The 10,799-nt window shown below is 63.2% G+C and carries 12 protein-coding genes; 3 read left to right on the top strand and 9 right to left on the bottom strand.

The annotated features are described in order from the left end of the window. The coding region (locus AC1DVW_RS29025) for a transposase (RefSeq protein ID WP_477326451.1) at positions 1–232 on the top strand (232 nt) is incomplete at its 5' end. Here AC1DVW_RS29025 and AC1DVW_RS29020 read toward each other — a convergent pair. From AC1DVW_RS29020 to AC1DVW_RS28980, 9 genes are all read right to left on the bottom strand, one after another. Beyond that, positions 204–707: an NADPH-dependent FMN reductase gene (locus AC1DVW_RS29020; RefSeq protein ID WP_477327751.1), complete on the bottom strand. Its 504-nt coding sequence runs from the start codon at positions 705–707 to the stop codon at positions 204–206. The two genes, AC1DVW_RS29025 and AC1DVW_RS29020, sit on opposite strands and share 29 nt — an antisense overlap. A 40-nt stretch (positions 708–747) precedes the next feature. Beyond that, entirely contained in the window at positions 748–1,368 is a 621-nt protein-coding gene (locus AC1DVW_RS29015; RefSeq protein WP_477327749.1) for a pyridoxamine 5'-phosphate oxidase family protein, read from the bottom strand. 12 nt (positions 1,369–1,380) lie between these two features. Further along, a complete protein-coding gene (locus AC1DVW_RS29010; RefSeq protein WP_477249585.1) occupies positions 1,381–2,043 on the bottom strand; it encodes a septation protein A in 663 nt (220 codons plus the stop codon). Positions 2,044–2,102: 59 nt separating this feature from the next. Continuing rightward, entirely contained in the window at positions 2,103–3,971 is a 1,869-nt protein-coding gene (ftsY, locus tag AC1DVW_RS29005) for a signal recognition particle-docking protein FtsY (RefSeq protein WP_477327747.1), read from the bottom strand. Between the two features lie 12 nt (positions 3,972–3,983). Beyond that, positions 3,984–5,291, bottom strand: a complete 1,308-nt coding sequence (gene mtaB, locus AC1DVW_RS29000; RefSeq protein WP_477327745.1) for a tRNA (N(6)-L-threonylcarbamoyladenosine(37)-C(2))-methylthiotransferase MtaB — start codon at positions 5,289–5,291, stop codon at positions 3,984–3,986. Further along, entirely contained in the window at positions 5,291–6,175 is an 885-nt protein-coding gene (dapF, locus tag AC1DVW_RS28995; RefSeq protein ID WP_477327743.1) for a diaminopimelate epimerase, read from the bottom strand. Before dapF ends, mtaB begins: the two co-directional genes overlap by 1 nt. 73 nt (positions 6,176–6,248) lie before the next feature. Continuing rightward, complete coding sequence (locus AC1DVW_RS28990) at positions 6,249–6,410, bottom strand: DUF1328 family protein (protein WP_224669222.1); 162 nt, start codon at positions 6,408–6,410, stop codon at positions 6,249–6,251. 75 nt (positions 6,411–6,485) lie between these two features. Further along, positions 6,486–7,052: a hypothetical protein gene (locus AC1DVW_RS28985; protein WP_477327741.1), complete on the bottom strand. Its 567-nt coding sequence runs from the start codon at positions 7,050–7,052 to the stop codon at positions 6,486–6,488. A gap of 73 nt (positions 7,053–7,125) precedes the next feature. Further along, complete coding sequence (locus AC1DVW_RS28980; RefSeq protein WP_477327739.1) at positions 7,126–8,145, bottom strand: MBL fold metallo-hydrolase; 1,020 nt, start codon at positions 8,143–8,145, stop codon at positions 7,126–7,128. A gap of 373 nt (positions 8,146–8,518) precedes the next feature. On the opposite strand from AC1DVW_RS28980, the gene AC1DVW_RS28975 reads away from it, so the two are divergent. Both AC1DVW_RS28975 and AC1DVW_RS28970 read left to right on the top strand, forming a co-directional pair. Next, positions 8,519–9,130 (top strand): gamma-glutamylcyclotransferase, encoded by a 612-nt coding sequence (locus AC1DVW_RS28975; protein WP_477327737.1) that lies wholly within the window; start codon positions 8,519–8,521, stop codon positions 9,128–9,130. Positions 9,131–9,205: 75 nt separating this feature from the next. Further along, positions 9,206–10,633: a hypothetical protein gene (locus AC1DVW_RS28970; RefSeq protein ID WP_477327735.1), complete on the top strand. Its 1,428-nt coding sequence runs from the start codon at positions 9,206–9,208 to the stop codon at positions 10,631–10,633. Positions 10,634–10,799: the final 166 nt, after the last annotated feature.

Here is a 10,799-nt window from a genome sequence, read left to right as displayed (position 1 = left end):
GGCCGTGCGCCGCGCCATCCGCTCGGCCGGCGCCAGGCTGTTCTTGCTGCCCAAATACTCGCCTGACCTGAACCCCATCGAGAAGCTCTTTGCAAAGCTAAAGCATTGGCTCCGTAAGGCTGCCAAGCGTACCGTCGAAACCGTCTGTGACGCCATCGGCCAAATCCTCGGCACCGTCTCTTCAACCGAATGCAGAAATTACTTCACAGAGGCAGGCTATGCGCCAACCTAGATTCATCCCGCTCTAGGATAGCCTCCACCTCCGGCGGCTTCCTGCCGAGCAAAGCGATTTCGCACACCGCTTCCTCGTAGAGCGCAAACGACATCGTCCGCATGATCTCGGCGAGCGCCGTGCGGGCAAACAGTGAGCGTGGCGAGGCGTGCGCCAGCATAGCCGGCTTGGCGACGGCGGCGTCGCGCGACACCAGCCAGTCGAGTGCATTCTTCAGGCCACCTGGCACGCCATGGGCGTATTCCGGGCAGGAGATGATGACGCCGTCGGCGCGGGTGACGGCGTCGATCAGCCGGGAAGCCTCCTGCGGCGTCCGCTCACCTTCGTCGTCGGGGTTGAAGATCGGCAAGCGGCCAAGCCCGTCATAGACGCTGACGCGGCAGCCGGACGGTGCGTTTTGCGCCAGCGCCGCGATCAGCGCCGAATTGGTGGAGGCGGCGCGCAGGCTGCCAGAAAGGGCGAAGATTTCGATCAAGGGAGGCGAGCCGTATGCGAGCGAATCGTGTCCAGAAAACCTACCACATCGTCTGCTTGTATTCCTCGTCGAGCCGGCGGTCGGTCGCCTCTGCCGAATCGGCAACCGCCAGCTGGTCGCGCAGGATCTGGCCTAGCGTCGGCAGCGTCGCGCGGTCATGCCAAGTCTCCGGCTTCCACAGATCTGAGCGCATAAAAGCCTTGGCGCAATGCATGTAGGCAGCTTTGACCGTCACCACGACGATGCTCTGCGGCTCCTTCCCGTCGACCGCCAGCCGCTCGCGCAAACCGGCATCGACAGTAATGCGGGCGTCGCCATTGACGCGCAGCGTCTCGTTCATGCCGGGGATGAGGAACAGCAACCCGACCGAGGGGTTGAGCAGGATGTTCTCCAACGTATCGAGGCGGTTGTTGCCCGGGCGGTCGGGGATGGCGATGGTGTTGTCGTCGAGCACCGCGGCGAAACCGGGCCTGTCGCCCTTGGGCGTCACGTCGGCATTGCCGGCGCCGTCGGACGAGCCGATCAGCACGAACGGGCTCTTGCCGATGAAGGAACGGCAGTGGCCGTCGAGCGCCTTCAGTTCCTTGCGGATGGAGCCGTCGGTCGGCCGCGGCGTCTTGTAGATCGTCCTCAGCTGGTCGCGCGAAGTGACAAACTTCATAGCCGCATCTCCCTACTTGCCGGCCTCTCCGGTCTTGTCCTCGAGCGAATGGCGCAGGATCAGCGGCATCTGGCTGAAGGTGAACAGAAGCGTGATCGGCATGATGCCCCAGACCTTGAAGGTAACCCAGGCGTCGGTGGAAAAATTCCGCCAGACCACTTCGTTGACGAGGGCCAGGAACAGGAAGAACAGTCCCCAGCGGAAGGTGAGCTTGCGCCAGCCTTCGGCATCGAGGCTGAAGGCGGAATCGAAGACGTAGCCGAGCAGCGACTTGCCGAAGAACAGGCCGCCGAGCAGCGCGCCGCCGAACAGCGTGTTGACAATGGTCGGCTTCATCTTGATGAAGATGTCGTCCTGCAGGTAGAGCGTCAGCGCACCGAAAATGAGGACGACGACGCCCGACACCATCGGCATGATCGGCAAGGTGCGCAGCAGCAGCCAGGACGCGATCAAGGCGATCGCAGTGGCGGCCATGAACAGGCCGGTGGCGACGAAGATCGGTCCGCCGAGTTCGGCTAGAACCGGGAATTTCTGCACCAGCCAGGCGCCGCGCGCATTGGCGAAGAAGAACACCATCAACGGGCCGAGCTCCAGCACCAGCTTGAGCAGCGGGTTGACGCTTTCCTTCTTCTTCTGCGGGTCGGACGGGTCGCGTTCGAGGATGGGCGGGTTCATGATTTCCTTCTGACGCATGATCTTGTCCAAAGAGCTTGCAGCTCCTGGAATCGTGCCTGTTACGCTACGCCCGCGATCGCCCTGGCGAATTCGCTGGCTGAGAAAGGTTCGAGGTCGTCGACCTGTTCGCCGACGCCGATGAAATAGACCGGCAATTTGTGCTTTGCCGCGATCGCCACCAGAATACCGCCGCGCGCCGTGCCGTCCAGCTTGGTCATGACAAGGCCGTTGACGCCGGCGATGTTGCGGAAGATCTCGACCTGGTTCAGCGCATTCTGGCCGGTGGTGGCGTCGACCGTCTGCAGCACGGTATGCGGCGCTTCCGGATCGAGCTTGCCCAGCACGCGGACGATCTTTTCGAGCTCCGCCATCAGCTCGGTCTTGTTCTGCAGCCGCCCGGCGGTGTCGATGATCAGCACATCGGAGCCAGCTTCTTTGGCCCGCTCGAAGGCGTCATAGGCAAGGCCCGCGGCATCGGCGCCGATCTTGGAGGCGATGACCGGCGATTTGGTCCGCTCGCCCCAGATCTTCAGCTGTTCGATGGCGGCGGCGCGAAACGTGTCGCCGGCGGCAAGCATCACCGACAGGCCGCCATCGGTCAGCTTGGCTGCCAGCTTGCCGATGGTGGTGGTTTTTCCGGTGCCGTTGACGCCGACAACCAGAATGACATGCGGCTTGTGGCTGAGGTCGAGCTCCAGCGGCATGGCGACGTGGGTGAGCACCTTCTCTACCTCGGTCGCCATGATGGCCCGGACTTCGGCGTCGGAGACGTCCTTGCCGTAGCGGCTGGCAGCCAGCGCATCGGTGACGCGCAGGGCGGTTTCCATGCCGAGGTCGGCGCGGATCAGCACGTCTTCCAGATCCTGCAGCGTCTCTTCATCCAGCTTGCGCTTGGTGAAGACGCCGGCAATGTTGCCGGTCAGCTCCTTGGAAGAACGGGCAAGCCCGTCCTTCATGCGCTGGAACCACGAGCGCCTCGGCGCCGGTTCCGGCGCCTTCTGTGGTTCCGCCTTCTGCTCCACCTTCCTGGTGACGGTCACCTTGCCGACGGACGGCGCAAGCTTTGGTTCGGGAGCAGGTTGCGGCACCAGTAGCGGGGCGGGCGCTGGCTTTACCTCCCCCTTGATGGGGGAGGTCCCGAGCGTAGCTCGGGGGTGGGGGTGATTGGCGCCGGCGCTGTCACCCCACCCCGCCGCTTCGCGTCGACCCTCCCCATCGAGGGGAGGGTGGGGCGCTGGCGCGGCCACCGCCGTTGGCTGCGTGGAAGGCGAGGCCGGTTGTGGCACCTCGATCGGCGCTGGCGCTTCGGCCGGCACCTCGGCAGGTGTTGGCACTTCGACAGGTGCTGGCTCCGGCTGTTTCTCCGGCTGCGGCGGAACGATTTCCGGCTGCTTCGGCTTGGGCTGCGGAATTTCCTGCGGTTGGGGTTCAGGCTCCGGCACCACAGGCGCGACCGGGATTTCCACCGGAGCCGGCTCCTCAGCAGGTGCTTCCGGCGGCCGCGGTTCCTCGACCGGAGCAGGCTCCGGCTGGATCTCCGGCTCCAATGGAATGGACGGGGTCGGTTCGGGCGAGGGCTCCGGAACGGCAGGCGGTGCAGGAATTTCGGGTGTCGGCGACTCGGGAGTCGGCTCCTCTAGAGGCTCCGGCTCCGGCTGAGGTTCTGGCCCGGACGGAACGGTCGGCTCCGGCGCAGGCGGGATGGTCGGCTCTGGCCTCGGCTCCTCGTGCTCCGGCTGGGGCGCCGGCGCGACCTCCGCCTCAGCCTCGTCGCGCTTCAAAAACTCCGGCAGCGGGTGTTCAGCCGCCGGCTTCAGCGCGTCAAGCGCTTCCCATTTGATCGGCGGCAGCGGCGCGGTCTCGTCGACCCGCTCCTCGACCACTTCCTTCTTGCCGAACGAAAAAATCTTCTTGAAAAAACCAGCCATGCTTTGCGTTTCTCAGGCGGCGCGGGCGCTAAGCGGCGCGGCGATCAGGCGGGCGCCGTCATGGCCGGAAATATCGGCCTCGACGATGTCGCCCGGCGCACCCGTGGAGACCGTGGCCAGCGTGAAGCCTTCGGTGCGGCCGAGCCCGTCGCGTTCGACCAGGATCGATTGGCGTGTCCCGGCAAGCGAGGACAAGTGGCGGCGATAGGCGGCTTCTCCGGCAGCACGCAGTCTTGCTGCACGCTGCTTCACGATTTCACGCCGAAGCTGCGGCATGCGCGCGGCGGGCGTGCCTTCGCGCGGGCTGAACGGGAAGACGTGGAGATGCGTCAGGCCGCATTCCTCGACGATCTTTTCCGAGTTTTCGAACATGTCGTCGGTCTCGGTCGGGAAGCCGGCGATGATGTCGGCGCCGAAGACGATACCGGGGCGGAGCTTGCGCACATCCTCGCAGAAGCGGATCGACTGATCGCGCAGATGCCGGCGCTTCATGCGCTTCAGGATCATGTCGTCGCCAGACTGCAGCGACAGATGCAGATGCGGCATCAGCCGCTTCTCGGTGGCGATAGCGTCGAGCAGATCGTCGTCGGCCTCGATCGAATCGATGGAGGAGAGCCGCAGGCGCTTCACGTCCGGCACCTGCTTCAAAATGGTTTTCACCAGCCTGCCGAGTTTTGGCGCACCCGGCAGGTCAGCGCCAAAACTTGTCATGTCGACGCCGGTCAGCACGATCTCGGCATAGCCATTGCCGCTCAAACGCTTGACCTGCTCGACAACGGCGCCCATCGGCACCGAGCGCGAATTGCCGCGGCCATAGGGAATGATGCAGAAGGTACAACGGTGGTCGCAGCCATTCTGCACCTGGACGAAGGCGCGTGCCCTGCCCTCGATGGCGTCGACCATGTGGCCAGCGGTCTCGCGCACGGAGAAGATGTCGTTGACGCGGGCCTTTTCGGTGTCGTTGACGCCGAAATCCGGCAGCGCGCGATAGGAATGCGCCTTGAGCTTTTCCTCATTGCCAAGCACGAGATCGACCTCGTCCATGGCCACGAAATTTTCAGGCTCGGTCTGCGCGGCGCAGCCGGTGACGATGATGCGCGCCCCAGGGTTTTCGCGGCGGGCTTTGCGGATCGACTGCTTGGCCTGGCGCACGGCTTCTGATGTGACGGCGCAGGTGTTGAAGATGATGGCGCCGCCTTCGAGCGCGCCGAGGCCGGCGCTTTCCGCTTCGCGCCGCATCACTTCGGATTCATAGGTGTTCAGCCGGCAGCCGAAGGTAACGACATCAATACCCTTGGGACCCATGGAGAGGGGTGCCATCAGGCGGCGCTTTCGGTGTCGCGGGCCCAGAGGCCGGTCGACGGGTCGAAACTGCCGGAAAATTCCCATTCGGCGGCACCGGTGAGGATGACATGGTCGTCGTCGCGCCATTCGACATGCAGCGAACCGCCGCCGGGGGTCATCAGTGTGACGCTGCGGCCGGTGCGCCTGGTGCGGGCCGCGGCAACCACCGAGGCGCAAGCGGCCGAACCGCAGGCCTTGGTCAGGCCGGCGCCGCGTTCCCAGGTGCGGATGACCATGGTGTCGGGCGAGGTCACTTGCGCCAGCGTGATATTGGCGCGCTCGGGGAACATCGGGTGGTTTTCGAGCAGCGGGCCGAAACGGTCGAGCTCATAGGACCAGACGTCCTCGTCGACCCAGAAGATGGCGTGCGGGTTGCCCATCGATACCACCGAGGGCGAATGCAGCACCGGCGCGTCGATAGGGCCGATCTGCAGCTCGATCATGCGGGTGTCGCGGAATTCCTCCGCCAGCGGGATATCCTGCCAGCCGAAGCGTGGCATGCCCATGTCGACCGAGATCGTGCCATCGGCATGCTCTATGGCGTTGAGGATGCCGGCACGGGTCTCGAAGGTGAAAGTCTTCTGGCCTGTCTCGGCGGCGAGCGCCTGGACGACGCAGCGCATGCCGTTGCCGCAGGCCTGCGCCCCGGAGCCGTCGGAATTCAATATGTCGATGTAATAAGCGGTGCCCGCCGTCCTGGCGTCATGGATCGCCATGATCTGATCGAACTTGGTCGCTGCGTCGGCATTCAGCGCCACGGCAGCCGGCGCCGTCACGCGATCGGCACGGCCGCGCATGTCGGCAACGATGATCTCGTTGCCGATGCCGTTCATCTTGGCGAAAGGGGCAGCACTTGCCATGGGTCGAAAGGTCTCTTGCCGGTTTGGCGCCTATATGGCGGATACCGGCCGAAATTACCAGTCCGCGCTGCTCTTAGGTTATCGCAAAGACCCCGAGCACGATCAGCAGGAAGACGATCAGAACGATGCCGATCAGCACCCGGGCGCCGGTTGCGGCGGCTCCGGCCAGGGCCGGCATGCCGAGCAGGCTCGCCGCAGCCGCGACAATCAGCAGAATGATGATCCATTTGATCATGGGAAATGCCTCACAGCCCAGTTTGAAACTGTCGATAAACGCGGTTGCGAGGCCGGCGGTTCCCTTGGCTCTTGTCTAGCCGGCGATCTCGATATCGGTGGTGAAGGGCGCCGTCTTGCTCGAATTCTCATCGTGCATGACGAAATCGCACCGGTATTTGCCGGGCGGCAGGCCATCGAGGGAGAGGTTGAGTTTGAAGAACAGTTCGCGGTTGTGCGAGCGCGAAGCGACCTGAATGCGACCGACCTTCTCCATCGTGCCGAGAGTCTCGCCCGCCTCGGAAACGACGGTGATGTCGACGGAAAGCGCGATCAAGCTGTTGCCGAGGCCGTCCGAGCCGTAACCATAGCCAACAGGCTCCATGTACAGGATGATCTTCTCGCCAGGCTTGTAGATGTGGTTGGCGCGCTCGCTGTAGATGCCAAAGCCGCTCGCCGTGTCGATCTGCCTGACATTCTGCACGCCAAGCGGCATCGCTTGCCACAGAGCGTCCTCGGCGCTGCGGAATTTTTCCAGCGCGCCGGCGCCGTCACCCGACTGCAGCGCCTTTTCGGCCTCTGTTGCGCGATCGCTGATTTCGCCTGCGAAAGCAGCCGGTGCCGAAATCACCAGCGCCATCAGAACTGCCAGGATTGATTTCATGTGATTCCCCTACGCCGGTTGAGGGGGGACCATCAACGAAAACGGCAGTGCCGTAAACGGCCAAATGCAGACCTCAGCCGGGCTCGATCTCCGGCACGTCCCAGATCTCGCCCGGGCGCAAGGCGCGAAAGCGCTCTTGAGAAATCCCTTGATCGTCGAGCGCCTCGACCAGTTTCCTCACCGGCTCGTCGATCGGTTCGTCGGTCAGATGGAACGTGCCCCAGTGGCAGCCGGCGGCGTGAGCCGCGTTGCACAATTTCATGCCTTGCACCGCTTCTTCCGGATTCTGGTGCTGCGGCGCCATGAACCAGCGTGGCTCATAGGCGCCGATCGGCAGAATGGCGAGGCGGAAGCCGCCATGTTTTTCGGCCATCAGCCGGTAGTTGGTGCCGGCATGAAAGCCGGTGTCGCCGGCGAAATAGACCTTTCCCTCAGGGGTTTCGATCACAAATCCCGCCCACAGCGCCATGCGCCGGTCACGCGCCCCGCGCGCCGACCAGTGGTGCACCGGCTCGACATGGATGGTGACGCCATCGCCGATCTCGACGCGGTCGCCCCAGTCATGTGCCGACAGCCGCATGCCTGATACTGCGTTGGCGATGATGGCGTCGTTGCCGAGCGGCGTCAGCAGCAGCGGGTCGTGTTTGGCCTGCAGCCGCTTCAGCGTGGCGAGGTCGAGATGGTCGTAATGGTTGTGGCTGACCAGGACGAGGTCGATCGGCGGCAGTTGGGAAAAGGCGATGCCCGGCGGATTGACGCGTTTGGGTCCGGCAAAGGACAGTGGCGAGACGCGTGGCGACCAGACCGGATCGGTGAGGATGTTCAGGCCGGCGGTCTGGATGAGCAGCGTGGAATGACCGACCATGGTGAGCCGCAACCGTGAACCGGCGATCCGCTCCGCCGGTCTTGCCTGTTCAAACGGGCTCGGATTGGCCGCTGGCCATTTCGAGCGCTCGCCGCTCAATTGCCATTTCAACAGATCGGAAAAACGGCCGGGCGGCTTGCCGTCGGGGTTGAAGAACAGAGTGCCGTCGAAATGATCGCTGGGCGGACCGCTGTAATAGCGGTTGGCGGCTTTCTTTCTGACTGCCAATTTTCCGCTCCCGCAGGTTTCAGTCTCAGCAAACATAGGGACGCGGGCCTTTGGCGCAATACCGGGCAGCGGCCAGACACCAGCAAGCCGGTATGCCCGGTAGTGGGTCAGTTTTGAAATTTCCCGCTCTTGAGGGGCGTTGGAGGTGCTCGGCAAGAGTGGCATACTCCCGGCATGACGAAACACCCCAAGCGTCGGCGCGATCCAACCCGGCAAAGCGCGAGTGCCAAGAGAAACGCATCTCCGCTCAGAGAACCTTTCGGGGCGGTCAGTTGTGCCTAGAGTCGTTCAGCAGATGGCGCTCACAGCGGAGCTTGTGGCTCGGGCCGCTCGCGTGGTTGAGGATGCGGGGCCGACTCCAGGCGCGGTCTACATGACCGATGACGATTATGTCATCGCAATACACAACGTCCTGACGAACACGCCAGAGGGTGACATTTGGCTCTTTGGATATGGCTCCCTGCTCTGGAAACCTGCCTGTGAGTTCGTCGAAAGTCGGATAGCCACCGTTCAAGGGTGGCACCGGGCGTTCTGCTTTCGGGTGGCGCGGTTTCGAGGGACGCGAGACCAGCCCGGATTGATGCTTGCTCTTGATCGGGGCGGCAGCTGCAAGGGTATGATTTTCAGGCTTCCTGCCGAACAGGTCGCGGCAAGCTTGGACACCTTGTTTCGGCGTGAATTGATGATCAAACCATCGGTAAATGTGCCCCGTTGGATGACGGCTGAGACTGTCGACGGTCCGATCCGGGCGCTCGGTTTCGTCGTAAACCGACAGAGTCCACATTATTCTGGCAAGGTGTCCCTTGATGCGGCAGCCGATGTTCTTGCGACGGCAGCAGGGCATTGGGGCTCTTGCGCAGAGTATCTAAGAGAGACGGTTTTTCGGCTGGAGGAACTGGGCATTCACGACCGATCCCTGTGGCGACTCCAGGCTCTTGTCGCAGAACGGCTCGCAGCCGGAATCAGCCTCGAAATTTCAAACTGACCCACTACCGAATGCCCAGCTTGCTGGTGTCTGTGGGGATTTTGTACGATGTTGTCGTGGCGGAGGGTTCACACCATGCGCTGGCTGGCTTTTCTTGCGGTCATCGGGATAGCGTCCGCGCCGTCGATGGCTGTTGCGCAGACGCAGCCCGACGGTGCCTGTATCCATGCGCCAACCATCCTGGACGCGAGCGATTTCCTGCTTGTTGAACCAGCGGTATTTCCGAATTTCTGGCGCGACCCTTTTGGCGATGACGCGGCGTATCTGAAAATCCGCTATGGCGGCCTCGCCTATGCCGAGGGTGCCGCGCTGCTGGCCGGTCTGGAAAAACGCAGCCATCCGCCGCTGCGGATTGGCGAACTCAGACTTGCCTATGCAACAACGCCTGAGCGGGCGGCGATGATTGCCGGCCTGCAGCCGCTGCGCAACGCGAAGTCGGTTGTGCCTCAGCTTGGCCAATCCGCCTTGCGTGCGCTCGTCACCGAGGACGGCGGCGACTGGCTGCTGGGCGAACTGGCGCGCTGGCGCGCTGCCGACGCCGACCAGTTCGACGCATCGAGGATTTCCGTGGGGCTTGCCCAGGTGCTGGCGGACCTTGACGATGAGGCCAAATCGCGCCTTGCCAAAAGAGCGGAAGATGCGGGCATCTGGCCCATGGCTCTGGAGATGCGGGCAGTCAAAGACGACCTCTCGGACTACGTCGCTTACCTCGACAGGCTTCCACCTGCGGTACGTCCCGACAAGAGTGGCCGCACAGGGTTTATCCGCAAAGCCCTGAACCTGGCCAATCTTCGCCCTTCCTTCGATATGTCCAAACAGCCAGCGGAGGTGCGGGCGCTCGACGGTCAAAACGATCTGGGCTCAGCCATCCGCTCGATCGGGCAGCTGATTGCCCATGTTCCTCAAACTGCGATCTTGCTGCCCCTCGTGAACCAGACCGGCAATTTGAGCCTCGGCACAGCGGTGGCTGGGGCGATCAACGCGCAGATTGCCGCAAAACATCTCGACCCGGTCAACTATCCCGATACGGTCACGGCAGCCATGCTCGACGGGATCGACTACGTTCTTGGCCGCCGCGACCGTGAGCACAATTTGAGCGACGCTCTGATCTCCGAAATACAGGGCGAAACGGCGGGGGAATTCATAGACAGGGCGTTAGCCCGGGTGATGTTGGCCTCCTTCATGCTCGACAATGGGGCCGAACCGCCACCTCGCCCGGGTCTGCTCGCAGCGACCTTCCCCTGGGAACAGTGGGTTGGATTGGCCGGCAAGCTGAAGACCGGCGAAGCCATCGCGCCGGAAGATCGCATCGTTGCTGCCGATCTCATGATCGCAGCCGACCGTCCCGCGGATGCGTTGGCCTTGCTGAAAACGGCCGGCGATTGGAAGACGGCAGTGCGGCGCTCTCATCAGCTGGCGCTTAGGCTGGACCGCCGATGCGCCGACCTGCTGCGGCCGCCAATGCCGGTTTCGCTGCCGCTGTACCGGTTCGAGCCGCGTTAGGGCACCTTTGGGTCACGTTCCGATGACAGACGGGCGCGCCTTGGCCGGATGATTGCGTTAAATTTGCAACAAATGTTGCCGCAAACCGTATTTTAACCATATCAGGTTGAAATTTCGCCACCTTCTCCGTCTTGGTGGGGGTGAGATTGTGCGGACGGCAGCCCCA

The organism is Mesorhizobium sp. P3_B5 (assembly GCF_056402815.1).
The sequence above is the reverse complement of the archived record's forward strand: the minus strand, read 5'-3'. Positions and strand labels throughout refer to the sequence as shown.